At 71.8% G+C, this 26,778-nt stretch carries 20 protein-coding genes; 6 read left to right on the top strand and 14 right to left on the bottom strand.

Annotation, left to right across the window (positions count from 1 at the left end; all coding sequences use genetic code 11):
- Nucleotides 1–223 precede the first annotated feature (223 nt).
- The 7 genes from D9V36_RS06305 to D9V36_RS06275 form a co-directional block, all read right to left on the bottom strand.
- Nucleotides 224–1,063, bottom strand: a complete 840-nt coding sequence (locus D9V36_RS06305; RefSeq protein WP_129292897.1) for an amino acid ABC transporter ATP-binding protein — start codon at nt 1,061–1,063, stop codon at nt 224–226.
- Nucleotides 1,060–1,845, bottom strand: a complete 786-nt coding sequence (locus tag D9V36_RS06300) for an amino acid ABC transporter permease (RefSeq protein WP_129298223.1) — start codon at nt 1,843–1,845, stop codon at nt 1,060–1,062. Before D9V36_RS06300 ends, D9V36_RS06305 begins: the two co-directional genes overlap by 4 nt.
- A gap of 20 nt (nt 1,846–1,865) precedes the next feature.
- Nucleotides 1,866–2,663, bottom strand: coding sequence for a basic amino acid ABC transporter substrate-binding protein (locus D9V36_RS06295; RefSeq protein WP_129292896.1), 798 nt, complete (start codon nt 2,661–2,663; stop codon nt 1,866–1,868).
- A 141-nt stretch (nt 2,664–2,804) separates the two neighbouring features.
- A complete protein-coding gene (gene mmuM / locus D9V36_RS06290; protein ID WP_129292895.1) occupies nt 2,805–3,725 on the bottom strand; it encodes a homocysteine S-methyltransferase in 921 nt (306 codons plus the stop codon).
- Between the two features lie 149 nt (nt 3,726–3,874).
- Nucleotides 3,875–7,102: a glycoside hydrolase family 2 TIM barrel-domain containing protein gene (locus tag D9V36_RS06285; protein WP_241720730.1), complete on the bottom strand. Its 3,228-nt coding sequence runs from the start codon at nt 7,100–7,102 to the stop codon at nt 3,875–3,877.
- 298 nt (nt 7,103–7,400) lie between these two features.
- Nucleotides 7,401–8,870, bottom strand: coding sequence for an SWF or SNF family helicase (locus D9V36_RS06280; protein ID WP_241720729.1), 1,470 nt, complete (start codon nt 8,868–8,870; stop codon nt 7,401–7,403).
- Nucleotides 8,867–11,989, bottom strand: a complete 3,123-nt coding sequence (locus D9V36_RS06275; RefSeq protein WP_164992893.1) for a DEAD/DEAH box helicase — start codon at nt 11,987–11,989, stop codon at nt 8,867–8,869. The genes D9V36_RS06280 and D9V36_RS06275 overlap by 4 nt, the downstream gene beginning before the upstream one ends.
- A 147-nt stretch (nt 11,990–12,136) precedes the next feature.
- Here D9V36_RS06275 and D9V36_RS06270 point away from each other — a divergent pair, with 147 nt between their 5' ends.
- Entirely contained in the window at nt 12,137–12,319 is a 183-nt protein-coding gene (locus tag D9V36_RS06270; protein WP_030077786.1) for a hypothetical protein, read from the top strand.
- Between the two features lie 320 nt (nt 12,320–12,639).
- On the opposite strand, the gene D9V36_RS06265 is transcribed toward D9V36_RS06270, so the two are convergent.
- Nucleotides 12,640–13,422 carry a hypothetical protein gene (locus D9V36_RS06265; protein WP_129292894.1) on the bottom strand — a complete coding sequence of 261 codons (783 nt, stop codon included), beginning with the start codon at nt 13,420–13,422 and terminating at the stop codon, nt 12,640–12,642.
- Nucleotides 13,423–13,720: 298 nt separating this feature from the next.
- Between D9V36_RS06265 and D9V36_RS06260 the strand changes: the two genes are divergently transcribed.
- Nucleotides 13,721–14,134, top strand: a complete 414-nt coding sequence (locus D9V36_RS06260) for a hypothetical protein (RefSeq protein WP_129298219.1) — start codon at nt 13,721–13,723, stop codon at nt 14,132–14,134.
- Nucleotides 14,135–14,252: 118 nt separating this feature from the next.
- On the opposite strand, the gene D9V36_RS06255 is transcribed toward D9V36_RS06260, so the two are convergent.
- The gene (locus D9V36_RS06255) at nt 14,253–14,876 is read right to left on the bottom strand and encodes a class I SAM-dependent methyltransferase (RefSeq protein WP_129292893.1); all 624 of its coding nucleotides are present in this window, start codon (nt 14,874–14,876) and stop codon (nt 14,253–14,255) included.
- Nucleotides 14,877–15,181: 305 nt separating this feature from the next.
- Here D9V36_RS06255 and D9V36_RS06250 point away from each other — a divergent pair, with 305 nt between their 5' ends.
- A complete protein-coding gene (locus D9V36_RS06250) occupies nt 15,182–15,796 on the top strand; it encodes a GTP-binding protein (protein ID WP_129292892.1) in 615 nt (204 codons plus the stop codon).
- 71 nt (nt 15,797–15,867) lie between these two features.
- On the opposite strand, the gene D9V36_RS06245 is transcribed toward D9V36_RS06250, so the two are convergent.
- The gene (locus D9V36_RS06245) at nt 15,868–16,296 is read right to left on the bottom strand and encodes a PPOX class F420-dependent oxidoreductase (protein WP_129292891.1); all 429 of its coding nucleotides are present in this window, start codon (nt 16,294–16,296) and stop codon (nt 15,868–15,870) included.
- Between the two features lie 165 nt (nt 16,297–16,461).
- Here D9V36_RS06245 and D9V36_RS06240 point away from each other — a divergent pair, with 165 nt between their 5' ends.
- Both D9V36_RS06240 and D9V36_RS06235 read left to right on the top strand, forming a co-directional pair.
- Entirely contained in the window at nt 16,462–16,869 is a 408-nt protein-coding gene (locus D9V36_RS06240) for a roadblock/LC7 domain-containing protein (RefSeq protein ID WP_129292890.1), read from the top strand.
- A 79-nt stretch (nt 16,870–16,948) separates the two neighbouring features.
- Entirely contained in the window at nt 16,949–17,842 is an 894-nt protein-coding gene (locus D9V36_RS06235) for a DUF6397 family protein (RefSeq protein WP_241720728.1), read from the top strand.
- On the opposite strand, the gene D9V36_RS06230 is transcribed toward D9V36_RS06235, so the two are convergent.
- Together D9V36_RS06230 and D9V36_RS06225 are read right to left on the bottom strand one after the other, a co-directional pair.
- The gene (locus D9V36_RS06230; protein WP_129292889.1) at nt 17,829–18,692 is read right to left on the bottom strand and encodes an acyl-CoA thioesterase; all 864 of its coding nucleotides are present in this window, start codon (nt 18,690–18,692) and stop codon (nt 17,829–17,831) included. The two genes, D9V36_RS06235 and D9V36_RS06230, sit on opposite strands and share 14 nt — an antisense overlap.
- 52 nt (nt 18,693–18,744) lie before the next feature.
- A complete protein-coding gene (locus D9V36_RS06225; RefSeq protein ID WP_129292888.1) occupies nt 18,745–21,258 on the bottom strand; it encodes a DEAD/DEAH box helicase in 2,514 nt (837 codons plus the stop codon).
- Nucleotides 21,259–22,169: 911 nt separating this feature from the next.
- Here D9V36_RS06225 and D9V36_RS06220 point away from each other — a divergent pair.
- Nucleotides 22,170–22,961 (top strand): metal-dependent hydrolase, encoded by a 792-nt coding sequence (locus D9V36_RS06220; protein ID WP_129292887.1) that lies wholly within the window; start codon nt 22,170–22,172, stop codon nt 22,959–22,961.
- 203 nt (nt 22,962–23,164) lie between these two features.
- Here D9V36_RS06220 and D9V36_RS06215 read toward each other — a convergent pair whose 3' ends face one another.
- Nucleotides 23,165–24,946: an ABC transporter ATP-binding protein gene (locus tag D9V36_RS06215; RefSeq protein WP_129292886.1), complete on the bottom strand. Its 1,782-nt coding sequence runs from the start codon at nt 24,944–24,946 to the stop codon at nt 23,165–23,167.
- Nucleotides 24,943–26,745, bottom strand: coding sequence for an ABC transporter ATP-binding protein (locus D9V36_RS06210; protein ID WP_129292885.1), 1,803 nt, complete (start codon nt 26,743–26,745; stop codon nt 24,943–24,945). The genes D9V36_RS06215 and D9V36_RS06210 overlap by 4 nt, the downstream gene beginning before the upstream one ends.
- Between the last annotated feature and the right edge of the window lie 33 nt (nt 26,746–26,778).

The raw sequence follows: 26,778 nt of genomic DNA, 5'->3' as shown, positions 1-26,778 counted from the left end.
GTGGCCAACGGTGCCCACGAGCCGGATACTTCAGACGCGGCTTCGCCCCCGTCACGATCAGCGACGGCGACTTCGAGAGCAGCATGCCGACGCCCGCCGACGCCCGCTGCGACCCGCCCACGCCCGCTGAGACCCGCCGACGGCAGCTGCGACCCGCCGACGGCAGCTGAGACCCGCCGACGGCAGCTGAGACCCGCCGACGCCCTCCGACGGCAGCGGCCGGTCAGCGGTCGATGCGCTTGCCCGCCGCGCCGCTGTCCGTGACCTCGCCGACCTCGGCGGCGGCCGGATCCAGCACCCGCGCCAGGAACGTCCTGGTCCGCTCGTGCCGCGGGGCGCCCACCACCTGCTCGGGAGTGCCCTGTTCGACGATCACCCCGCCGTCCATGAACACCACCCGGTCGGCGACCTCCCGCGCAAAGCTCATCTCATGGGTGACGACGAGCATCGTCATGCCCTCCTGCGCCAGCCCCCGCATCACCGCCAGCACATCGCCGACCAGCTCCGGGTCCAGCGCCGAGGTCGGCTCGTCGAAGAGCATCAGCTCCGGGTCCATGGACAGCGCCCGGGCGATGGCCACCCGCTGCTGCTGCCCGCCGGACAACTGCGCCGGATAGGCAGCCTCCTTGTCGGCCAGCCCGACCCGTTCGAGATTGGCGCGGGCGATCCGCTCCGCCTCGGCGCGGTCGCGGCGCAGCACCCGCCGCTGGGCGATCGTCAGATTCTCCAGCGCGGTCAGATGCGGAAAGAGGTTGAAGGCCTGGAAGACCATCCCGATCCGCTGCCGGACCCGGTCGATGTCCACGTCCGGGTCGGTCACCTCGGTGCCGGCCACCATGACCCGGCCCGCGCTCGGCTCCTCCAGCAGATTCACACAGCGCAGCAAGGTCGACTTCCCGGACCCCGAGGGGCCGATGACACACACCACCTCACCGCGTGCCACCGAGAAGTCGATCCCGCGCAGCACCTCCAGCTCACCGAACGCCTTGCGCAGGCCCTGCACGTCGATGGCCTTCGCATCCGTCGTCCCCGGTGCCGCCTGGTCGGTCGTCACACAGCTCACCTGGCCTTCGCCGTACGGGCCTCCAGCCGACGGACCAGTTGGCCGAGCGGGAGGGTGATCACGAGATAGAGCAGCCCGGCGATCAGGATCGGGGTCAGGCTCTTGTGCTCATTGAGCGCATCGCGCCCGAAGTTGGCCAGCTCGAACTGGGTGAGGGAGAGCCCCAGCAGATACACCAGCGACGAGTCCTTGGTCAGCAGGATCAGCTCATTGGTCAGCGGCGGCAGCACGATGCGGAACGCCTGCGGAATGACGATCGAAATCATCGCCCGGCCGTGCGACATTCCCAGGGAACGCGCCGCCTCCGTCTGGCCCTTGGGAACCGCCTGAATACCGGCCCGGATGGTCTCCGCCATATACGCCGCACCCACCAGCCCGAGCGACAGCATGACGGTGACGTTCATATCGAGCGCGACCTCGAAGGCCAGCGGCACACCGAAGCCGAGCGCGATGAACACCAGCAGACAGGGAATCCCGCGGAAGAACTCGATATAGGTGACCGCGATCCAGCGGTAGGGCGGCACCGAGGAGAGCCGCATCAGGGCGAGCACCAGCCCCAGCGCCAGACCGAAACCGAAGCCCAGCAGGGTGTAGAGGACGGTGTTGACCAGCGCCGTGGTGATGATGTCGGGGAACAGCGCCTTGGCGACCTCCACGTCGAAGAACGCCATCCGCAGCTGATGCCAGTCGGCGATCAGCGCGAAGACCACCACGGCGAGGACCAGGACGCCGTACTGCACGCCGCGGATCACCCGGGCGCGCTGTCGTTTCGACAAAGACATGACGGACATGACGGCGGACCTCAGCTCTGCGGGGTGGTGCCGAACCACTTCTTGTAGATCCGGTCGTACGTCCCGTCCGATTTCGCCTTCTTGACCGCCGCGTTGATCTTCTTCCGCAGTGCGTCATTTCCGGTCCGCACACCGATGCCGTAGTGCTCACCGGTATTGAATTCCGCGGTGACCGCGGTGTCCGGATTCTGCTTCACATAGTCGAAGAGCACACCGTTGTCATTGATGCCGGCATCGACCTGTCCGGACTTCACCGCGGTCAGCAGCAGCCCCAGATCCTCGAACTCCACCAGCTCGACGCCCTTGCCGTGCTTCTTGGCGTAGATCCCGCCGGTGGTGGCCTTCTGGTAACCGAGCTTCTTGCCCTTGAGGCCCTCGACCTTCTTGAAGGGCTTGCCCTTCTTCGTCAGCAGCGCCTGGGTGGCATTGAAATACGGGTCGGAGAAATCCATGACCTTGTCCCGCGCGGGCGTGATCGTCATGCCGGCGGCGGCCAGATCGCACTTGCGGATCGTGAAATCCTGGCCGGTCTCGATGCCTTCGAAGGGGGTGTTGACGATCTCCTGTGTGACGCCCAGATCCTTGGCGACCAGGTCCACCAGATCCACATCGAACCCGACGACCTTGCCGTCCTTCTTCACCTGGAACGGCGCGTAGGGAAGGTGGGTGCAGGTCTTCAGGGTCCCGGAGGAGACCAGTTCCAGGCCGCCGGCCCCCTTCTTCCCGCCGGACGTGGTGCTGCTGCACCCCGCCAGTACGACGACGGCTGTGGCGACGGCTATGACAGGCAACGCGGAGCGAGCGGACACAGGCCCTCCAGGGGCAGGATGAACATCAACCAAGCCGTGCGTGCTGCGATGTGGCTGCATCCTGCCACCGGTCCCGGGCCCTGTCGCCGCCGCGTCGGTTGCGTCTGTGTAACGCCTTCGGCCCGCATCCGGGCCGCCCCGTCAGCGGCCCAGTGCCGCCGCCAGCTCGGCGATGGCGTCCGGACCCACCCGGCAGCAGCCGCCGATGAGCCGGGCGCCGTCCGCGGCCCAGGCGGCGACCCGGTCCGCGCTGAACGCCGCCTCGCCGCACCAGGCCCGCGCCCCGGCGTCCCAGCTCTCCCCGCTGTTGGGGTAGACCACCACCGGCTTGCCCGTGACCTGCGCCGCCGAGCGCACCGCCCGGTCCGCATCCTCCGGCGCGCAGCAGTTCACCCCCACCGCGATCACCTCATCCGCCTCGGCCGCCACCGCGAACGCCTCCGTCAACGGCTGCCCGGCCCGGGTGCGATCCCCCGCCACGCTGTACGACAGATAGGCCGGCACACCCAGTCCGCGCACCGCCCGCACCAGCGCACGGGCCTCCTCGGCGTCCGGCACCGTCTCCAGCGCCAGCACATCGGGCCGCGCCGCCGCCAGCACCTCCAGACGCGGCCGGTGGAAACGCTCCAGCTCGTCCACCGACAGGCCGTACCGGCCGCGGTACTCGGACCCGTCCGCCAGCATCGCCCCGTACGGGCCCGCCGATGCGGCCACATACAGCGGCCCGGCAACCCCACCGGACGACGCCCGCCGGGCCGCCTCGCGGGCCAGCTCCACACTCCGGCCGAGCAGCGCCGCGGCCCGCTCCTCGCCGATGCCGCGCCGCGCGAACCCCTCGAACGTCGCCTGATAGCTGGAGGTGATCGCGACCTGCGCCCCGGCCTCGTAGTACGCCAGATGTGCCCGCACCACCGCTTCCGGCTCCTCGGCCAATAGCCGGGCCGACCACAGCGCGTCGGTGAGGTCGTGCCCGGTGGCCTCCAGTTGATTGGACAGCCCGCCGTCGAGGACGAGCGGCCCCGCGGCGAGGGCGTCGGTGAGCGAGGGGGACGTGCTGACCATGGTGCAAAGCCTCTCGGTGCTGCGGGACGCGCGAGTGCTCACGCCTCACCCCGGATCGTAACGCCGACCGGTGACAGCGCCCCTGGCCGCAGTGGTGCGACCGGCCGACGACCGGCCGACGACCGGCCGGCGCCACGTCCGGCTCGGGCTCAGCGCAGCGACGAGAACACGAACGAGAACCGCGCCGGCGCCACCTCCAACCGGTGCTGCGGCAGCACCCCAGGACCGCACGACTGGCTGCCGATGCCGTGCTGTGCATAGTCGAGATGGAGCCACAGATCCTCGCCGGGCCGCAGATCCGTGGTGTGGCGGGCGGCGGCCAGCTCCTCGGTCGACCACCGGCGGGCGGTAAGGAAGAAGTCCGGATCGCCCTCGATCCGCAGGCCCGAGCCGTCCGAACGGGTCAGCTCCGCCCAGCGCACACCGGGCCGCGCACCGTTCTCCTGCGGCCGCACATACGGCGTCTGCAGGGCGTCCACCGGCATCGACCAGCGGCCGATCCGGGCGGCCGCCCGGGTGTCCGGATAGCCCTCGCCCGGCCCGCCGCCGAACCACCGGACCAGGCCCAGGCTGCCGCACACCCGCATCCGCACTCCGAGCCGGGGCAGCGGCACCGGCCAGTCACCCTCGGGGTCGACGCTCAACTCCAGCCGCAGCAGGTCCCGTTGTGCCGTCCAGCAGTGGACCGTGCGCAGCGCCAGCGGCGACCCGGCAGGGGCGACCCGGGACCGTACGACCACGGTGTCCGGCCCCGTCTCGACGGCATCGACGCGGTGCCGCATCCGGTGCAGGCCGATCCGGCGCCACTCGGTGGCCGGGCGCGGATCCGGCTGCCAGGGCGCGGCCTCGTCGTTGTCGGTCGGCGCCCGCCAGACATCCAGCCGGGGGCCGCCGATCCGGACGCCGTCCAGATAGGCCAGCGCCCCCGTCCCCGCGTCGAAGGTCCCCGGGCCGAGCACGATCACATTGCCCTCACCGCGGCGCGGCACGGCGGTGGCGGCCGGGGGAGTGACTGCGGGGCGCGGGGCGGCCGGCAGCTGGCCCCAGGCGATCTCGTGCCCCGCGGAGGCCCAGGGGGCGTCCTCGTCCAGCACGGCCCGGACCGTCCAGAGCGCTTCGCCCTCGTGTCCCCTGGTGCCTTCGGTGCCCTTGCTGTTCTTGGTGTCCTTGGTGTTCTTGGTGTTCTTGGTGTCCGGCTCGTCCGGCGGCGCCGGGAGCTGCACCACGGCCGATTCGCCGGGCCCCAACGGCGGCACGGTGAGCCGGCCGTGACCGCGCACCTCACCGTCCACCTCGTAGCTCCAGTGGAAGCCGAGGTGGTCCAGGTCGGCGAAGTCATAGAGATTGGTGATCCGGACCGCACCCGGCATGCCGTCCCCGTCGGTCCCGGTCCCGTCCTCGTCGGTCCCGGCCCCGATCCGTACCGGTTCGATGACCTTCTTGAACTCCAGCAGGCCCGGGGAGGGCATCCGGTCGGGAAAGACCAGGCCGTCGCAGACGAAGTTCCCGTCGTGCAGCTCCTCCCCGAAGTCGCCGCCATAGGCGTGGAACACCTCACCGGCGGGCGTCCGCTGCCGCAGCCCGTGGTCCATCCACTCCCAGACGAAGCCGCCCTGGCAACGTTCGTAGCGCTCGAACAGCCGCTGGTACTCGCTCAGCCCGCCCGGCCCGTTCCCCACGGCATGCGCGTACTCGCAGAGAAGGAAGGGGAGTTGGCGCCGTCTGGCATCCAGCTCCGGATCGGACAGCGGCGCCTCGGCACGCCGCCCGATGCGCTCCACCTCGGCGTGGTCGGCGTACATCCGGGAGTAGACATCGGTGTCGGCGCAGCTGGGGTCACCTTCGTAGTGCAGTGGCCGGGACGGGTCGCGCTCATGTATCCAGGCGGCCATGGCGGACAGCCCGCGCCCCGTACCGCACTCGTTCCCCAGCGACCACAGCACGACGGCGGGGTGGTTCTTGTCCCGCTCGACCATCCGCCGGGCCCGGTCGAGCAACGCCGGCTCCCAGCGCGGGTCGTCCACCGGATTGTCCCGCCAGCCCTGCCCGCCGAACCCATGGGTCTCCAGATCGCACTCCTCGACCACCCACAGGCCCAACTCGTCGCACAGCTCGAGGAAGGCGGGGTGCGGCGGATAGTGGCTGGTGCGCACCGCGTTGATGTGGTGCTGCTTCATCAGCAGCACATCGCGGCGCATCGTCTCGGGGTCGACGGCCCGTCCGTAGCGCGGATGGAACTCGTGGCGGTTGACGCCGCGCAGCAGGATCCGGCGGCCGTTGACCTTCAGCAGCCCGTCCTCGACGCGGACCGTGCGGAACCCGATGCGCAGCGGGATCCGTTCACCGGGGGTCACCAGCTCCCCGTCGTAGAGGTGCGGCGCCTCGGCCGTCCAGGGGCGTACCGGCACCGTCGCGCTCTGACCGGTCGCCAGATCGAGGCCGAGCGCCGGGACCGTCACCCGGCCCTCCGGCTCGGACTCCACCCGCAGCGTGCCGTGGCCCGTGACGTGATCGAACCCGGCGTGGACGAAGTGGTCGGCGACCGCCCCCTCCGGACGGCGGTGCAGCGCGACCTCCCGGAAGATGCCCGGCAGCCACCACTGGTCCTGGTCCTCCAGATAGCTGCCCGACGACCACTGGTGGACGCGCACCGCCAGCACATTGCCGCGCGGCCGCAGCAGCGGCCCGACCTCGAATTCATGCGGTAGCCGGCTGCCCTTGAAGTGGCCCAGCTCCTGGCCGTTGAGCCAGACCCGGGCGCAGGATTCCACCCCGGCGAAGTGCAGCACCGCGGGGCCCGCGCCCCACCCCTCCGGCAGATCGAAGACCTGCCGGTGATCGCCCGTCGGGTTCTCGTCCGGCACCCGCGGCGGATCGACCGGGAAGGGGTAGGCGGTGTTGGTGTATGCGGGTGTCCCGACCGGTCGCGCGGTGCCGCTGCCCTCGTAGGAGCCTTCGGAGGCGAAGCGTCCCTGGAGCGCCCAGTGGCCGGGCACCCGCAGCTCCGGCCAGTGCGTGTCGTCGAAGTCCGGGCGGGCGAACGAGTCGTCCTCGGCGGTGGCGCTCGCCGAGAGCCGGAACCGCCAGCGGCCGTGCAGCGAGAGCCGGGCGGCATCCGACCTCGGGTACCAGGCGCGCGGCGGCAGGACCCCGCTTCCCGGTGAGCGGTCCTCGTAGTACGGGGCGTGCTGGTCCCGGGTGGGGTGGTGCGGTGCGATGTGCGTCCGGTGGGCGCTGCGGGGTGGCGGTGCGATGCCCGTTCCGTCGGCGCTCCCGGGTGGCGGTGCGTCGGTGGTGCGCATCGGCGGTGCGCCGGCGTTCCGGGGTGACGGTCCGTCCGGCGTGTGGTGCGGCGCGTGCGGCGAGGTGCCGGTCACTGGTCCTCCTGCTGCGGGCGACGTGCCTGGCGGTGGGGGGATCAGCTCAGCGAATCATGTGCGGAGGCACGGCGCAGCCGGATGAGAAGGACGGGGCCGGGACACCACGGGGCGCTGCCCGGCGGCCGCCCGGCCCGGGGTGCAGCAGCCCACCCCGGCGGCCCAGCCCGCACGGCACGTATCGCCTCCGGGCTGAAGCCGCCCCGCAGCCCCTGCGCCTCGGCCCAGGCCGCCTCCACGGTGTCCCGGGTGACCGCCGCCCTCCCCTCACCCCGAACCTCCCACCTCACCGCTCACCTCACCCCTCGGCCGACAACACCGCCCAGGCGCTCGCCGGATCGTCCGTGGCCGGGCCCGCGGGCGCCCACTGCCCGTCCTCCCTGCGATACGGCCACCAGCGGCCGTCCCGCCCGTAGCGCAGCTGAGCCCCGCCGCCGACCGCCGTCCACCGGTTGCGGGTGGCCCGCAGCCGCGGCCGGACCTCGCCGTCCTCCCAGGCGGCCGCGAGCCGCCCGGTGGCCCTCGCCAGCGCCTCCGGCTCCGGTGCCCAGTCCTCCTCCAGGACCGCGAGCCCGGCCGGGCCGCCCAGCTCCCAGGCCCGTACGGCCAGTGCCAGCGCCCGCGCATCACGCCCCGAACCGGCCGCCAGCCGCGCCGATACGGCCTCCCCGGGGCCGGCCGCCGCCATCCGTACCGCGTCCTGGGCGGCGGTGAGCACCGGCGGCAACGGGGTGTCCGGGTGCCCGGCGCAGAGCGCCTCCGCCAGCAACCCCCGGGCGCGCCCCGCCGCGTCCCCGATCAGGAACTCCAGGGCCCCCACCTCCACGCCGGGCGCGGGCGGGGTGGCGCCGCCGAGCACCGGCGAGACTCCCGGCGTGGCGACCGGCGGCGGCGTCGCGGGCAGCGGCGGCAGGATGTCGCGCGCCGCATACGCCTCCGCCGCCGGCACCCCCGAAGCGGGACGCTCCGCCGCCCCGTCCCCACCCGTTGCTCCGACCCCGCCCGCCGGCCCTGCCGCCCGCGCCGCGCTGCGTGCCTGCAGGGCGTCGAGCAGTTCCCGCTCGCCCCGGCCGCGCAACAGCAGCAGAACGAAAGGATCCTGGTCGAGCAGGCGCGCCAACTGATAGCACAGCGCGGCCGTATGCGCACAGTGGTCCCATGCGCCGCAGCTGCACTCCGCCTCCAGGTCGCCGATGCCCGGCAGCAGCTCGATCCCGGCGGCCGACGCGTCCTCGACGAGTACCGGCGGCATGTCCCGGTCCAGCAGCGCCGCGATATGCCCGGCCCGGTCCGCGACCAGGTCCAGAAGGCGGTCCCAGTCCGCCACGTCCAACTGCTGCAACAGGACATCGGAACGGTGCCGCGTATGGTCGCTGTCCTGGACGACCGCGGTGATCCGGCCGGGACGCACCGCGACCGCGCCGACCGCACCGGCCCGCGCGTGCCGTCGGCCCAGCTTCAGCTGCCCGCCGTCCAGCGCGGTGTCCTCCAGCGCCTTGAGCCACGCCTGCCCCCACCAACTCCGCGCAAAGGCCCGCCCGCGTGCCGGGGGCAGGGCACCGAACGTCCGCTCGCCGGCCGCCGGGTACCTGCCGTCCTGATCCCTGCCGTCCTGATCCCTGTCGCCCGGGTCCCTGTCGTCCGGGTGCCTCGCCGGCTCGGGGCTCCTGTCGTCCGGGTGCCTCTCCGCTGCCGGGTCCCTCTCGTCCGGAGACCACTCCCGGTCCGGGGTCATCGCTTCTTCCTCTTCCTCTCCGGGCCTCGTCATCGCTCACTCCCTCGCAGGGCGACCAGGTCGGCCAGCTCGGCGTCGGTGAGTTCGGTCAGCGCGGCCTCACCGGAACCCAGCACCGCATCGGCCAACTGCTGCTTACGGGCGAGCATGTCGGCGATCCGGTCCTCGATCGTGCCCTCCGTGACGATCCGGTGGACCTGCACCGGCCGGGTCTGCCCGATGCGGTACGCGCGGTCGGTGGCCTGCGCCTCGACGGCCGGATTCCACCAGCGGTCGAAGTGGACGACATGCGACGCCCGGGTGAGGTTCAAACCCGTACCCGCCGCCTTCAGCGACAGCAGGAACACCGGCGCGGCGCCGTCCTGGAAGCGCTGCACCATCTCCTCGCGGCGGGCCACCGGCGTCCGGCCGTGCAAGAACTGCGTGGCCACCCCGCGCCCTGCCAGATGGCTCTCCAGCAGCCGTGCCATCTGCACATACTGGGTGAACACCAGCACGCTCGAACCCTCGGCCAGGACCGTGTCGAGCAGTTCGTCCAGCAGCTCGACCTTCCCCGAACGGCCCGCGATCCGTACCGCTCCCGCCTCCTGCCCCCGGTCCGCGGGGCCGCCGCCTTCCTTGAGGTACTGCGCGGGGTGGTTGCAGATCTGCTTGAGCGAGGTGAGCAGTTTGACCACCAGCCCGTGGCGGGCGAACCCGTCCGTCCCGGCGATCTCGTCAAGCCCCTCGCGCACCACGGCCTCGTAGAGCCCGGCCTGCTCCGTGGTCAGCGCCACCACACGGTCGGTCTCCGTCTTGGGCGGCAGCTCGGGTGCGATCCCCGGATCGGACTTACGGCGGCGCAACAGGAAGGGCCGCACCAGCCGGGCAAGCCGCTCGGCCGCCGCGCCCGCCTCCGGGGACGCCGCCGCACCACCCTCGATGGCCTGCGCATAGCGCGTCCGGAACCGGCTGAGCGGCCCCAGCAGGCCAGGCGTCGTCCAGTCCAGGATCGCCCACAGCTCCGACAGATTGTTCTCCACCGGGGTGCCGGTCAGCGCCACCCGGGCCTTGGCGGGCAGCGTGCGCAGCGCCTTGGCGGTCGCGGAGAAGGGGTTCTTGACGTGCTGCGCCTCGTCGGCGACGACCAGCCCCCAGCCCACCTGCGCCAGCTTCCCGGCGTCGAGCCGCATCGTTCCGTAGGTGGTCAGCACGAACTCGTCGTCCGCCGGCTCCGCCAGGCTGCGCCGCCCGCCGTGGAAGCGGCGCACCGGTGTGCCCGGCGCGAACTTCTCGATCTCCCGCTGCCAGTTGCCCATGAGGGAGGCGGGACAGACGACAAGCGTGGGGCCGGCCGAGCCGGGGTGGGTCTGCCGGTGCAGATGCAGGGAGATGAGCGTGATGGTCTTTCCCAGCCCCATGTCGTCGGCGAGGCAGCCGCCCAGTCCCAGCGACGTCATCCGGTGCAGCCAGCCGAGTCCGCGCACCTGGTAGTCGCGCAGTGTCGCGGTGAGCGCCGCCGGCTGCCGGACGGGTGCGGCGGCGTCACTCTCCGGGTCGGCGAGCAGGTCACGCAGCCGGGCCGGCCACCCGGAGGCCACCACCTCCACCCGCCCGCCGTCCGGAGTCTCGGCGGATCCGGTGAGCGCGGCGCCGAGCGCATCGAGCGGCGTGATCTTACGGTCCGGCCGGTCCCGGGCGGCCCGCACCGTCTCCGGGTCGATCAGCACCCACTGGCCGTGCAGCCGCACCAGCGGCCGTCCCGCCTCGGCGAGCCGGTCCAGCTCCTCCCTGTCCACCTCCTGGCCACCCACCGCGAACCGCCAACTGAAGGAGAGCAAGGCATCCGCCGACAACAACGAAGGCAGCCCCGACTCCGGTCCCTCCCACCCGCCGCCGTCGCCCGCCTCGTGCGAACCCACCACGGCCCGGCTGGTCAGCGTGCGCGCCAGATCCTTTGGCCAGTGCACCCGCACCCCGGCGGCGGCCAGCGCACGGCCGGCCGGGCCGAGCAGTTCGGCGACTTCTTCCTCGGCCAGCTCCAGTGCCCCGGGCACCGCGGCGGACAACAACGGGGTGAGCGGCGCCCAGACATCCGCCGCACGACGCAACGCGAGCAGCGTGTCCATCCGCGCCTGCGGCCCGAAGGCCTGCCCGGCGGGTGATGCCCCCGCCCACACCTCTGCGGCATCGGCGACCAGTGTCGGGTCGGTGAGGCTGTGCAGCTGGAGCACGGCGGTGAAGGTGATGCCGGCGTCCGTGGGGTCTGTAGGGTCTGTGGGGTCCGTGACGTCCGTGAGGTCTGTGACGTTCGTGGGGTCCGTGGGGTCCCCGGTCTCGTTGGCCTGGTTGGCCTGAGTGGCCTGGGTGGCCTGGGTGGTCGCGGTGGCTTCCGAGATCTCGGTGCTTCCCGCCGCCTCCGTGCCCCGCACATCCACCCGCAGCGAGATCCGTACGCCCGCGTCGTGCCCCGCGGCGACATCAGCGGCCCAGGCGCGCTGTTCGGGGATCTGCTGGGGTGCCGGCACCGCGAAGGCCGGCGCTCCGGTGACCAGCGCGGCCCCGGGGGAGCGCGGCAGCCCGTCCGCCACCGCGTCGAGGAAGGACCGGACCTGCCGCTCGGGGTCCGGCAGCACCGGCGGTGCGGAATCCGGCAGCGGGACGGCATGCGCGTACGGCGGCATGGCGGCGGCGAGATCGCGCAGCCGCTCGATGTCCACCGGGTCGAGCGGCCCCAGCCGCCAGGCGTCATACCCGTCGGGACTCACCCCCGGCAGCAGCCGGCCGCGTGCCGCGAGCTGCAGCGCGAGCACGGACGCGGCTCCCCAGAAGGCGGCGGCCGGATGGGTGCCCCGTGCGGCCCGCGCGCGGGTGAGCACCGGCACCGCCTCGGCAACCGTCAGGACGAGCGCCGGGACCTCGCACGGGGATACCCCACCGTCCTCGTCCGGCACGACCACCTCCAGCCGCTCCGCCGCCCAGGACTCCCCGTCCGTGGTGCCACCGTCCCCGTCCGTCGCGCCGTCCCCGCCGCCTGCCTCCTCCACGGGTGCGCCGTCGGGGCGCCAGAAGGCCACCCGCCCGGCACGTGGCGGATCCGACGGCAGGAAAACCGCTGCACAGCGGGACAGAGCCGAGAGCCGAGCGGGTGTGATCGCCGCGAGTGGTGTCACTGGATCAGGACTCCTCAAGTTTGACTACTGACCCTTGAAGCGCCCGAGAGTACAGGACGGCACGCGGATTCCTGGAACCTGTTGTGCGAAAACGGCGTTCAATGGAGTACACAGAGCGCGGCGTACGCCGCGGAAGGGGCGTGAAGGATGTCCACACAGGCGAAGGTCGCGGTCGGCGGCGTCGCGGTGGGAGTGATCCTGCTGTGGCTGCTGCCCTTCTGGGCGGCCCTCTTGGTCATGGTCGGGGTCCCGGCCGTCGCGTATCTGACGCTCGACTCCTCCCAGCGGCGCCGGCTCCGCCGCGTCAGCCGCAAGCAGATCGGCCGCTGACCGAGCGGACTCCCGCGCCGCGCCGCGCACCGTCCGCCCGGCACCTTGTCCGGCTTGAGCCTCGTACGGTCCCGCCCCTCCTCGTACCCCGCCGCACCGGGACCGGCGGTGCATGCGCCCCGGCGTGAGGGGCAGGGCCCTGGCGTGAGGGAAACAGGCCCTGGCGGGGAGGGGGCAGACACTGGCCCGCCCCGCCGCCTCCCGCCGCACCGTCCGCCAGGCCCGTCCGCCACCCCACGCAACGCGCGGAATGCGGGAATCCCGCCGAACCATCCGCCCGGCCCGTCCCCTCGCGCAACAGCCCGCCGAAGCAGCCCGCCTCAGACCGGTCGTGCCGCCAACTCGTCGAGCGACGACAGCAGCGCGGGAAGCGCAGGCCCCCGCCCCACTGGATGCACCTCACCCGGTTCGTCGTCCAGCAGCACGAACGCAATGTCATCGGTACGCGCGACCATGCTCCAGCCGGGCCCGTCGACGCGCAGGGTCCGCGCCTCACCGGCCGCGAACGACGAGCGCAACCGCCCGGGCGGCGGCGGCTCGCTCACATAGCCCCGCGCCTCCTCCAGCACCCTCCGCACGCCCTTGTGCGCATGATCCCCCGGCTCGGCGAAGGTGTCCTCGTCATCCACCTGCTCGCGCCAAGCCGCCCACTGCATGGCGATCTCGTCCGCGCCGAGCCGCCGTTGCGCAGGCCCCCACTCCTCGGCGTCCGGCGGGGCGAGCGGCGCCGGGTCGCCTTCCTGCGGCTCCGGATCATGCGGCTGCGGCACACCCGGCGCCGCCACCGCGAGCGAGAGCGGCCAGCCGGGAAGCGCCCCGACGATGCTGTGCTCCCCGGGGGAGAGGTCGTACTCCATCCCGCAGTCCCAGGCCGCGATCGCACAGGCCACCAGCGACACGTCCTCCGTCGCCACGGTCCAGCGCGCGCCGTCACTGTCCTGACCGAGGACCAGCCCGTAGCCCTCCGCGTACGGTTCGAGGCCGAGGCCCGCACACACCTCGGGGTAGTCGTCGCCGAGCACGCTCGGGAACTGCGCGGGCGTCAGCAGCACCGCCGTCAGCACGAACAACTGGTCGTTGTCGGCGCTCTCGGTCGTGGGCACGCGTGCCTCCCCATCCAATCCATCGCGGAGTATGTCGGCGCACCCTAATTGGCTCGGTACGGCCTTGTCACCAGCCGTACGCTGCGCGGATGCGTTTGACAGCAGCCCGATGCGCTTCCAGTGCCCCGGGCTGCCGGGCCGCGGGGAAGAAGACGGCCACCTCACGGGCACCGGGCTGCTGCCCGCAAGCCGCGCCGAGCTGATCGACGCGGGCGCCGATCCCGCGGTCCCCAGGCGGTGCGGCACAGCAGACCCGTCCCTGAATTTGCCCGTCGCCGAACGAAGGGACGGATGCCAGGTGCGTCGCTACGCCTGGTTGCGGGAGATCCGGCGGCTCGACCCGGAGCGTGACTTCCTGCGGATCTACCGCATCATCGCGACCCATGAGTTCCCCTGGGACATCACCAGGGCGTTGGAGCCGGCGCTCTACCGCACCCTGGGCCGCCATATGGCAATCGCCGGACTTCCGCAGACCTACCAGGACTTCGAGCGGCACCTCGACGCCTACGAGGAGGCGCACTTCGGCTTTGACGAGGGCGCGCGAAGGGTGCCGGACGCCACGCTGGACCTGATCAAGGGCTACCCGAAAGGCTTCCGGGTGGCCGAGCTCGGCACCTTCCCCACCAGCCACAGGGACAACTGCCCGGGGCCCCAGGGGGACGGCCCGGCGGCATCCCGAGCGGCGGAGGCCCTAGGCTTCTTCGCCAGGTAGCCAGGTAGCCAGGTAGCCAGGTAGCCAGGTAGAGGGGTAGCCGGTATGGCCGGTACCCGGGCAGGTCGCCCTCTGGGGGTCTCGCTATGCCCGGTGAACCGGTACGCCCGGTGGCCCGCTACGCCCGGCGTACCGCAAGTGCCAGGTAGCGGGCGTCGCAGTCCTCATACCGGATCAGGTCCCAGCCGCACGCCGCCAGCAGGGGCCGCAGATTCGGCTCGGCCCGCAGGTCGTCGGGGGTGATCGGGCGGCCCTTGCGGGCGGCGAGGGCCGCCCGCCCGATGGGGTGGAAGAGTGCCAGCCGGCCACCGGGGCGTACGGTCCTGGCGAGTTCGGTGAAGCCGCCCGCCGAGTCCGGGAGGTGGGAGATGAGCCCGGCGGCGAAGACCGCGTCCAGCGCGGCGTCGGGCAGTGGCAGCCGGGTCACATCGGCGAGCAGCAGCGCCGCGTAACGGTCGCGCCCGGCCCGTACAGCGGCCTGCAGCATCTCGGGCGTGAGATCGGCGCCCAGCACCGTCCCGCGCGGTCCCACGGCTTCCCGGAGCGCGGGCAGCGCACGCCCCGTACCGCAGCCGGCGTCCAGCACCCGGTCGCCCTCCCTGAGGCCCAGTTCGGCGGCGCCCGTCGCATAGGCGGGACCGTCGCCGGGGAACTTCGCGTCCCAGCCGGCGGCGCGCGGCGCGAAGAATTCCCGGACTTCGTGCGGGCGGTCGGCGTGGTGGTCGCCGTGCTGGCCGGTCATCGGGCTCCTCCGGGGGCGGAACGGTCGGCGGGAGGGAGACGGTACAGGTGTACGGGGCGCTGCGCTCCACCACCCCTGCCGAACCGGCCGCACAGTGGTCCAACTATCACGAAGGGGACGGCTGCTGGGCTTCTTGATCCGAAGACGTGGCGGCTTTGGGGAATCCGGGGAAATCCCCCTCGGCGGGGGGTACGGTCCACGCCATGGATCCCGGACGGCCCTCTGCCGCCGAGGCTCCCCTCGTCGAGCCGTGGATCCGTATACCCCGTGACGCGCAGGACCCTGCATCCTGGAGGAGACGGCCGATGAACGCCGCACAAGGGGCCCCGGAGGGCGCAGCCCCGGACCCCGACGCCGAGTTGACCCTGAAGATCTTAGTCGCGGGCGGCTTCGGCGTGGGCAAGACGACCCTGGTGGGCTCGGTCAGCGAGATCCACCCGCTGCGCACGGAGGAACGCCTCAGCGAGGCGGGCGAGACGGTGGATGACACCGGGGGAGTGGACCGCAAGGGCACCACCACGGTGGCGATGGACTTCGGCCGCATCACCATCAGGCAGGGCCTGTCCCTCTACCTCTTCGGCACCCCCGGACAGGACCGCTTCTGGTTCCTGTGGGACGACCTGTCGGAGGGTGCGCTGGGCGCCGTGGTGCTGGCCGATACCCGGCGGCTGCAGGACTGCTTTCCGGCCGTCGACTACTTCGAGCGCCGTGCGATCCCGTTCCTGGTGGCCGTCAACTGCTTTGCGGAGGCCCGGTCCTACGGGGCCGACGAGGTCTCCCGCGCGCTGGACCTGGACCGTGGTACCCCGGTCGTGCTCTGTGACGCGAGGGACCGGGACTCCGGCAAGGAAGTGCTGGTCCGGCTCGTCGAGCACGCGGGGCGGCGGCACTCCGCCCGGGTGCTGGATTCGGTGGGCTGAGCCGGGGCCGAGCCGGCGGGCGGAGGTGGCGCGGTGGCCGGAGGGCGCCGCGCGCCACGCACCCGCACCTCTCAGCTCGCGACATCCGCGAGGGCGACGGCCTTGTCGATCCTGACCCGGACCACCACCTCGCCCGGAACGCCGTTGCGCGCGCCGTACTCCTGCGCACGGTCCTCGCCCATGTAGCGGGCCGCGATCCGGGTAGCCCAGTGGCGGACGTCCGTCAGATCGTCGCTGATCTGTGCCGTGCCCTGTACGGACACGAAGGAGAACGGTGGCCGGTCGTCGTCGACGCACAGTGCCACCCTGCCGTCGCGGGCGAGATTACGGCCCTTGACCGTGTCCGCACCGGTGTTGAACACCAGCTCGTCGCCGTCCACGAGGAACCACACCGGTGCGAGGTGCGGGCTGCCGTCGGCCCGTACGGTCGCCAGCTTGCCGGTACGCGTGCCCTCGGAAAGGAACCCCTGCCACTCGCCCTTCGTCATCTTGTGTGCCATGCCGACATCCTCATCCATACGGCACGCCCACGCGCCGCGTGGCACGCCGGGCTGTGGGGCCGCTTGCCGTGACGGCGGAGGTGGGACAGGCTGGCACAGCAGTTCGCGTACCGCGGACTGCCGTTCGGCCGGGAATGCGGACGGGGATACGGGGAGGAAGCAGCAATGGCATTGAGCAGCGGACTCGACTGGCTGCTGGACGATCTGACCAAGCGGGTGCAGAAGGTACGGCACGCGTTGGTGCTCTCCAACGACGGGCTGGTGACCGGGGCGAGCGAGAAGCTGGAGCGGGAGGACGCCGAGCATCTCGCGGCGGTCGCCTCGGGACTGCACAGCCTCGCGAAGGGGTCCGGGCTCCACTTCCGGATCGGCCGGGTGCGGCAGACCATGGTCGAATTCGATGACGGAGTGCTGTTCGTGACGGCCGCGGGAGACGGCAGCTGTCTGTGCGTGCTGGCGGGCGCCGACGCCGACATGGGGCAGATCGCCTACGAAATGACGTTGCTGGTCAATCGCGTCGGGGAGCATCTGGGCGTCGCGGCCCGCCAGCCGGAGAGTTATCCACAGGTCTGAGGCGGGGGTTGACCCACTGTCGCCGCCGGCAGCTATCGTCGTCACTGTCAGTGATCGACCGAGTTGCGGGGGAAGCGGCATGACAGTGGTGTGCGACGGGCGGCAGACGCTCACGACAGGGCGGGCGGCCCGCGAACTGGAGCTGAGGACAGGTGAGTTGGAGCTCGCCACCCAGCTCGGAGAAGTACGGACGGTCGCGGCCGGGGCCGACGGCCGGCCCACCGGAGCCGGATCGCTCGGCCGGCGCCGGGTTCCGGCGGAGGAGATCGCCCGGCTGCAGGCCGAGCCGGGCTTCCCGGACCCGCTCCGCGAGCGGATCCGCACCGTCAGCACGACCGAGGCCGCCGCTCTCATGGGTATCGGGCCCGGCCGGGCGGTCCGTCTGACCAGGGCAGGCGCTCTGGGCCCGGTCCGGTTCTATGTGAACCGCTTCGGCGCGGTGGTCTGGCTCTATCTCGCAGCCGAGGTCGCCGACTTCGCCGACCGGGAACCCGACCTGCTGCGGGGCAACACCCCGCCGGCGATGCGGGTGATGCTCGACGGCGGACAGGACTGGCGGGCCCGCCAGTGGCGCAGCCGACGGATCGCCCAGCTCATGGGGCGGACCGACGACCCCTGGGAAGCGGCAGCGGTGATCGCCGCCGTGCTGCCGCCGGAGGAACTGGCCTCGGTGGCCGAGAACCCGCTGGAGCGGTCCCTGCTGCGCCGGCTCAGGCCCACCCTGGCCTCCGTGATCACGGTGACCCCGGCAGCCAGGGAGTCCTTCGAACGTGTCCTGACGGCGGATGAGTTCGACGAAGTGCTGTGGTACCGCGTCCACCTCTCCCGCTGTCTGGAAAGGGCCCGCAAGGAAGACCCGGGCCGCCCCCGGACACCGGGCGCCGCACCCTCCGCCGTCGCCCGCCCGGGTCAGTCCCCGAGCCTTCTGAACAGCCCCTCCTGGCAGGGGCGGACACCTCCTACAGTGCCCTGAACAATCCCTCCTGGACGACCGAGACCAGCAGTCTGCCCTCCCGGTCGTAGATCCGCCCGCGGGCCAGGCCGCGCCCTCCGGTGGCGATGGGCGACTCCTGGTCGTAGAGGAACCACTCGTCCGCGCGGAACGGACGGTGGAACCACATCGCGTGGTCGAGCGAGGCCATGTCGAACCCGCGCGGGCCCCAGAGGGGTTCGACGGGGATGCGGACGGCGTCCAGCAGCGTCATATCGCTGGCGTAGGTCAGCGCGCAGGTGTGCACGAGCGGGTCGTCGCCCAGCGGTCCGACCGCGCGCATCCACACCGCGCTGCGGGGTTCCGCACCCTCGATCTCCTCCGGGGTCCAGCGCAGCCGGTCGGCATACCGGATCTCGAAGGGCATCCGGCGTGCCATCCGCTCCAACGACTCGGGCACACTGCGCAGGCGCTCGCGGACCTCTTCCGCGACCGTCGGCAGTTCCTCCGGATCGGGCACCACCCGACGCAGTGGCAATTGGTGATCGAAGCCGGGTTCCGGCTTGTGGAAGGAGGCGGTCAGATTGAAGATCGTGCGTCCCTGCTGGACGGCGACGACCCGGCGGGTGGTGAAGGACCGCCCGTCGCGGACCCGCTCGACCTGGTACACGATCGGCACCCCGGGCCGGCCGGGGCGCAGAAAGTACGCATGGAGCGAGTGGACCGGGCGGTCCCCTTCCGTGGTCCGCCCGGCAGCCACCAGCGCCTGGCCGGCGACCTGCCCGCCGAAGACCCGCTGCAACGATTCCTGCGGGCTGCGGCCCCGGAAGATGTTCACCTCGATCTGCTCCAGATCCAGCAGATCGACCAGCTTTTCGGCGGGATTGGTCATGACCGGTGGCCCTCCGTCAGATCCTTCGGCGGCCTCGGTCGAAGCCGTCGCCTCACAACTGACCCACATCCGTGACCCGCACGACCGCGCGCCCCTCCTCGTCGGAGGCGGCCAGGTCCACCTCCGCGGAGATGCCCCAGTCGTGATCGCCGTTCGGGTCGGCGAAAGTCTGCCGCACCTTCCACAGTCCGTGCTCGGCATCCTCCTGAATCTGCAGCAGCTTCGGGCCGCGCGCGTCCGGACCGGTGCCCAGCTCCTCGTATTCATCCCAGTAGGCGTCCATCGCCTCGCCCCAGGCGTCCACGTCCCAGCCGGAGTCGGCATCCATCTCGCCGAGCTCCTCGACCTTGTCCAGCGCCGCCAGCTCCACCCGTCGGAACATCGCATTGCGCACCAGCACCCGGAACGCCCGCGCGTTGGACGTGACCGGCCGGACCTGATCGGCCCGCTCCGCGGCCTGCTCGGCCGTCTCCACCTCCGGGTTGGCGAGCTGCTCCCACTCGTCCAGCAGACTGGAGTCGACCTGGCGCACCATCTCGCCCAGCCAGGCGATGATGTCCTCGAAGTCCTCGGACTTCAGATCGTCCGGGACGGTGTGGTCCAGCGCCTTGTACGCACTCGCCAGGTAGCGCAGCACGATTCCCTCGGTGCGGGCCAGCTCGTAGAAGGACGTGAACTCCGTGAAGGTCATGGCGCGTTCGTACATATCGCGGATGACCGACTTCGGCGACAGGGGATGGTCGCCGACCCACGGGTGGCTCTTGCGGTACAGGCCGTAGGCGTGGAAGAGCAGTTCCTCCAGCGGCTTGGGGTACTCGACGTCCATGAGACGTTCCATGCGGTCTTCGTACTCGACGCCGTCGGCCTTCATCTGGGCGACCGCCTCGCCCCGGGCCTTGTTCTGCTGCGCGGCCAGGATCTGGCGCGGATCGTCCAGCGTGGACTCCACGACCGAGACCATGTCCAGCGCGTAGGACGGCGACTCCGGGTCGAGCAGGTCGAACGCGGCCAGGGCGAACGTCGACAGCGGCTGGTTGAGCGCGAAGTCCTGCTGGAGATCCACGGTCAGCCGGACGATCCGGCCCTCGGCGTCCGGCTCCGGCAGCCGCTCCACGATGCCGCCGTCCAGCAGCGAGCGATAGATCGCGATGGCCCGCCGGATGTGCCGGAGCTGATTCCTGCGTGGCTCATGGTTGTCCTCGAGCAGCTTGCGCATCGCGTCGAACGCATTGCCCGGCCGGGCGATCACGGACAGCAGCATCGCGTGGGTCACCCGGAAGCGGGAGTTCAACGGCTCCGGATCGGAAGCGATCAGCTTCTCGAAGGTGTTCTCGCCCCAGTTGACGAAGCCCTCCGGCGCCTTCTTGCGCACCACCTTCCGGCGCTTCTTGGGGTCGTCGCCCGCCTTGGCCAGCGCCTTCTCGTTCTCCACGACATGCTCGGGGGCCTGGGCGACCACAAAGCCCGCGGTGTCGAAGCCGGCCCGGCCGGCGCGGCCCGCGATCTGATGGAACTCCCGTGCCCGCAGCGTCCGGACCCGCGACCCGTCGTACTTGGTCAGCGCGGTGAACAAAACCGTACGAATGGGGACGTTGACCCCCACGCCGAGGGTGTCCGTGCCGCAGATGACCTTCAGCAGCCCCGCCTGGGCCAGCTTCTCGACGAGCCTGCGGTACTTCGGCAGCATGCCGGCATGGTGCACGCCGATGCCATGACGGACATACCGCGACAGGTTGCGGCCGAACTTGGTGGTGAACCGGAAATTCCCGATGAGCTCGGCGATCTGGTCCTTCTCGGCGCGCGTACACATATTGATGCTCATCAGCGCCTGTGCCCGTTCGACGGCGGCGGCCTGGGTGAAGTGCACGATGTACACGGGCGACTGGCGGGTTTCCAGCAGCTCGGTGAGGGTTTCCGTCATCGCCGTCGTGCGGTACTCGTACGACAGCGGCACCGGCCGCGTCGCCGAGCGCACCACCGATGTGGGCTTCCCCGTGCGCCGGGTCAGATCCTCCTCGAAGCGCGACATGTCGCCGAGCGTTGCCGACATCAGGATGAACTGCGCCTGGGGAAGTTCCAGCAGCGGAATCTGCCAGGCCCAGCCACGGTCCGGCTCGGCATAGAAATGGAACTCGTCCATCACGACCTGGCCGATGTCGGCGTCCTTCCCGTCCCGCAGCGCTATCGAGGCAAGGACCTCGGCAGTGCAGCAGATGACCGGGGCGTCGGCATTCACCGAGGCGTCACCGGTGAGCATGCCGACGTTCTCGGTGCCGAACAGCTTGCACAGGTCGAAGAACTTCTCAGAGACCAGCGCCTTGATCGGGGCGGTGTAGAAGGTGACCTGATCATTGGCGAGCGCGGTGAAGTGCGCACCGGCCGCCACCAGGCTCTTACCGGAGCCGGTCGGGGTGGACAGGATGACGTTCGCCCCGGAGACCACCTCGATCAGCGCCTCCTCCTGGGCAGGGTAGAGCGAGATGCCCTGCTGCTCGGCCCAGCCCGAAAAGGCTTCGAAGAGGGCATCGGGGTCGGCGTCGTTCGGGAGATGATCGATGAGGGTCACGCCCCCATACTGCCTGCCTTCGGTCCGGATCAGGGAACCGGCGACCCGGAGGGCGGCCCGTTCAAGATCGACGAGGCTCGTGGTCGCCCGCCCGGAAGGCCTCCGGACCCCGCTGCCCCGCCCCCGGCATCGGCACGGGACACCGTTCCGGCGGCCCCGGCCCGCGGAATACGCCCTGTCGCGGCGCGGCCCGGAGGGACGGGGCTCGAAACCGTCACCCTGCGTGCAGAGTCAAGGGCGCGCAGTTGCCGTCGGCCGTCACCCTCCGCTCCGGCGCCCGGCGGATGGGTGGCGCAGATCACGCGGCGTGCGCCGGAGCGGGCGGCCCCGGTCCGTTCCGGTCCGTTCCGGTGGTTGCCGGTTGCCGGTTGCCGGTTGCCGGTTGCCGGTCGTCGTCCGTCGTCGTCCGTCGCCGTCGCCGTCGTCGGCCATCGGCCACTGGTCACCGGCCACCGACCACCGGTCTTCGGTCGCCGTGGGGGGAGGTCTTAGGGCAGCCTCCGTAGTTGGGGGCCGGACGGGGGCGGCATTCCAACGGCTTCGCCCGTCAGGGCAGTTGCTTACACCTGGCGGGCGCGCTCCGATGGCGTCGTCCGGGACGACGGACAGGAAGGGGCACGAGGCGAGCAGTTGACGCGTGGGCCCGCCCCGTGGGCCGGCCCTGTGGGCCAGTGTCGTCGGCCCGGCGTCCTGCGGTGTCCGTCCGGCGGCCGGTCCTGCGGACGTTGCGCCCGTGTGCGCGTGCGTCCATGCGGGACGTGGGCTCACCCCCTCCTCGTAGGGAGATCATCTGACGCTACGCTGAGTCGCCGACCAGGCGTCAGAGGTGCGGCTCAGCAGTACGAGAGGCACACCGCCCGCGCCGGAGAACGAGCGCGAGAGAACCAAGAGAACAAGGGGTGGGAACAACCATGATGGGACCGGCGCACTCACTGTCCGGGGCCGCGGCCTGGCTGGGGGTGGGCGCGGTGGCCGCTGCCGCCGGACATTCCATGCCCTGGCCGGTGCTCGTCTGCGGAGCTCTGATCTGTGCCGGTGCGGCGCTCGCCCCGGACCTCGATCACAAGTCCGCAACCATCTCGCGGGCCTTCGGGCCGCTCTCGCGGTGGCTGTGCGAACTGGTCGACGCGATCTCGCACGCGGTCTACAAGGCGACCAAGATGCGCGGTGACTCGAACCGCAACGGCGGCCACCGCACGCTGACCCACACCTGGGTGTGGGCCGTGCTGGTCGGCGCCGGGATGTCGCTGCTGGCGATGCGGGGCGGTCGCTGGGCCGTCCTCGCCATCCTCTTCGTCCATATGGTGCTCGCCATCGAGGGGCTGTTGTGGCGGGCGGCACGGGTGTCCAGCGATGTGCTGGTGTGGCTGCTGGGAGCCGCCTCGGCCTGGATCCTGGCCGGCGTTCTCGACCAGCCGGGCAATGGCGCGAGCTGGCTGTTCAGCGAACCGGGGCAGCAGTACCTCTGGCTGGGGCTCCCGGTCGTTCTCGGGGCGCTCGTCCACGACATCGGCGATGCGCTGACCGTCTCCGGCTGCCCGATCCTGTGGCCCATACCGATCGGCCGCAAGCGCTGGTACCCGGTCGGCCCGCCCAAGGGCATGCGTTTCAAGGCCGGCAGCTGGGTGGAGATCAAGGTGCTGATGCCGGTGTTCATGCTGCTGGGTGGCGTCGGCGGTCTCACCGCGCTCGGTTACCTCTGACGTGCGGGTCCCGGTCACCGGAGGCTGAGGTGGAGGCACCGGGGAGGTCCTGCGTCCTTCCCGGTGGCCCGCGAGGCGTGCGCGCTCGCGGGCCCTGGCCCTGCCCGCGCCCGTAAGCCGCCGTGACGACGCCCGGGCGGCTGCTCAGCGGGCGCCGAGCCGGCTCCTCGCCGCACACAGCGCGTACCGTGCTTGGTCCCGCATCACCCGTGCCAGGACCGCCAGAGCGCCGCGTACGCGCCATCGGCCGCGACCAGTTCGTCGTGGCTGCCCAGCTCGCTGATCCGGCCCTCCTCGACGACCGCGATCACGTCGGCGTCATGGGCGGTGTGCAGCCGGTGCGCGATCGCCACGACCGTACGGCCGTCCAGCACCCTGCTCAGCGAGCGCTCCAGATGGCGGGCCGCCCGCGGGTCGAGCAGGGACGTCGCCTCGTCCAGTACCAGCGTGTGCGGATCGGCGAGCACCAGCCGGGCCAGCGCGATCTGCTGGGCCTGGGCGGGCGTCAGCGTATGGCCGCCCGAGCCCACCTCGGTGTCCAGCCCCTTGTCCATGGCCCGCGCCCAGCCATCGGCGTCCACCGCGCCGAGCGCCGCCCACAGTTCGGCATCGGCCGCACCGCCGCGCGCCAGCAGGAGGTTGTCGCGGAGCGAGCCGACGAAGACATGGTGTTCCTGGTTGACCAGCGCCACCTGCTCGCGGATCCGCTCGGCCGGCAGCGCGGAGAGTTCGGCCCCGCCCAGGGTGACGCTGCCCGCCCGCGGACCGTAGATGCCCGCCAGGAGCCGGCCCAGCGTCGACTTGCCGGCGCCGGAGGGCCCGACCAGCGCCAGCCGGGTCCCCGGACGGACCCGCAACGACACCTCCCGGAGTACATCGACGCCCGCACGGTAGCCGAAGCTGACCTCGTCGGCGTGGAGGTCCCGGCCGTCCGGGAACCGCCCCGCAGCGGGGGCCTCCGGCTCGATCTCCCGGACGCCGACGAGCCGGGCGATGGACACCTGGGCCACCTGCAGCTCGTCGTACCAGCGCAGGACCATGCCGACCGGCTCGATCATCATCTGCGCCAGCAGCGCCCCGGTCGTCAGCTGCCCCGGAGTGATCCATCCCCGGATGACGAAGGCTCCGCCGAGCAGCAACACCGAGGCCAGGAGCAGCACATGCGTCAGATCGACGACGGGGAAGAGCACCGAGCGCAGGTAGAGCGTGTAGCGCTCCCATTGGGTCCAGGTACGGACCCGGTCTTCCGACAGGGCGATCCGGCGGGCGCCCAGCCGGTGGGCCTCGACCGTACGCCCCGCGTCCACGGACTCGGTGAGCACCGCGGACACCGCCGCGTAACCGGCCGCCTCGGAGCGGTAGGCGCTCGGTGCCCGCCTGAAGTACCAGCGGCAGCCGACGACCAGCAGCGGCAGCGCGATGAGGACGGACAGCGCGAGCGGCGGTGCGGTCACCGTCAGCCCGCCGAGCAGCAGCGCCACCCACACCACGCCGATGGACAACTGCGGTACGGCTTCGCGCATCGCACTGGAGAGCCGGTCGATGTCGGTGGTGATCCGCGACAGCAGGTCGCCGGTGCCGGCCCGCTCCAGGACGCCCGGCGGCAGCGCCACGGACCGTACGAGGAAGTCCTCGCGCAGATCCGCCAGCATCTGCTCACCGAGCATCGCCCCGCGCAGCCGGACCATGCGGACGAAGAGCGTCTGGGCGGCCAGCGCCACGGCGAACAGCCCGATGGTGCGCTCCAGCGGGAGGTCACGGGCCCCCGACGACAGCTGCTCGACGACGCCGCCGAGCAGATACGGGCCGGCCATGGAGGCGATCACCGCGGCCGCGTTCACGGCGACCAGCACGGTGAACGCGGTGCGGTGACGCCGGATCAGGCCGCCGACATAGCTGCGCACCGTTGCCGGCGAGCCGACGGGAAGGGTGGTGAGGGTCTGCGGGGCGTCCGGATCGTGCTCCGGCGGCGCCAGGCCGATCATGCGGTCTCCTCGATCCGGTCGGTCGGTAGTGCCGGCTCGGGGTCCGGCTCGCGGGTGACGATCGCGTGGTAGGCGGGGTGGCTGTACAGCAGTTCGCGGTGGGTCGCCACGGCGACGGCCTTCCCCTCCTGGAGGAACACCACCTGTTCGGCCCGGTCCAGCAGGAGCGTGCTGGAGGTGAGCACGACGGTCGTACGGCCCTTCCTGATCTCCCGCAGGCCCTCGGCGATCCGGGCCTCGGTGTGCGCATCGACGGCGCTGGTCGGCTCGTCGAGCACCAGCACCTCCGGGTCGGCGACCAGCGATCTGGCGAGGGCGAGCCGCTGGCGCTGCCCGCCGGACAGCGAACGGCCGCGCTCGGTGATGTGGGTGTGCATCGGGTCTCCCGAGTCGTCGGCGGAGGCCTGCGCCAGCGCGGTCAGCACATCGCCGCACTGCGCCGCGGTCAGTGCCTCCCGCGCGCCCACCCGGCCGGACGCCGGTACGTCGAGCAGTTCGCCGAGCGTGCCCGAGAGCAGCATCGGGTCCTTGTCCTGGACGAGTACGGCACCACGGGCCGTATCACGTGCCAGGTCGTCCAGCGGGGTGCCGCCGAGCATGACCGAGACCGGCACGGCGCCGTCACTGCCGCCTTCGTCCGGCTGCGGCGGGTGTCCGCCGAGGCGTTCGGCGAGCCGTCCCGCGCTGTCGGGGTCGCCGCAGACCACCGCGGTCAGCCGGCCGGCCGGGGCGGTCAGGCCGCTGACCGGGTCGTGCAGATCGCCGGTGGGGGTCGCCTCCCGGCCCGGATCGCGCCCGCCGGCCGGGCGGCTCTGTGCCAGTACGCGGGCGGTGCGCTTCGTGGACGGCTTGGCGAAGGAGTAGGCCTGGGCGATCTCTTCGAAGTGTCTGAGGGGGAGGAGAAGGAAGGTGACCGCGCTGTAGACGGTGACGAGATCGCCGACGGCGAGGGTGCCGTCGAGGGCGAGCCGGGTGCCGTACCAGACCACCGCGATGAGCAGCAGGCCCGGCAGCAGCACCTGGACGGCCGAGATCAGCGACCACATCCGGGCGCTGCGGACGGCGGCCTGGCGCACTTCCTGGGAGGCGCTGCGGTAGCGGCCGAGGAACAGTTCCTCGCCGCCGATGCCGCGCAGGACACGCAGTCCGGCGACGGTGTCGGAGGCCAGCTCGGTGGCCTGGCCGGCCTTCTCACGCTGTGCGTCGGCGCGCCGGGTGGCGTGCGGCAGCAACGGCAGCACGGCCAGCGCCATGACGGGCACGCCGACGGCCACCAGGACACCGAGCTCCGGTCGGTAGAGGGCCAGCGCGCCGGAGACGCCGACGGCGGTGACCGCGGCGGCACCGAACCGGGAGAGTGCCTCGACGAACCAGCCGATCTTCTCCAGGTCGCCGGTGCTGACGGCGACGATCTCGCCCGCCGCCACCCGCCGCGTCATGGCCGAGCCCAGTTCCGTGGTCTTGCGGGCGAGCAGTTGCTGCATCCGGGCGACGGCGGTGATCCAGTTGGTGACGGCCGCGCGGTGCAGCATCGTGCCACCGATCGCGATCAGGACACCCAGGACCACGATCAGGGAGCCGGCCAGGACGAGCCGCCCGGCGTCGCGGTCCACCACGGCCTGCACGGCAAGACCCACCGGCACCGGGGAGGCGGCGATGGCGCCGAAGTTCAGCAACCCCCAGGCGAGGGCCTTGAGCTGGCCGCCGAGCTGTTGTGCGCACAGCCAGCGGAGGAAGGCGCCGCCCGTACGGACGTCCGGGACGCCCGGGTCGGGGTGCGGAAGGTCGCGAATGTGCATGATGCCCCAGGCGAAGTCGTGGTGGGTGGGCGG

The organism is Streptomyces lydicus (genome assembly GCF_004125265.1).
Taxonomy (GTDB): Bacteria; Actinomycetota; Actinomycetes; order Streptomycetales; family Streptomycetaceae; genus Streptomyces; species Streptomyces lydicus_C.
Note: the sequence above shows the minus strand (reverse complement) of the source record. Positions and strands in the feature narration are given on the sequence as shown.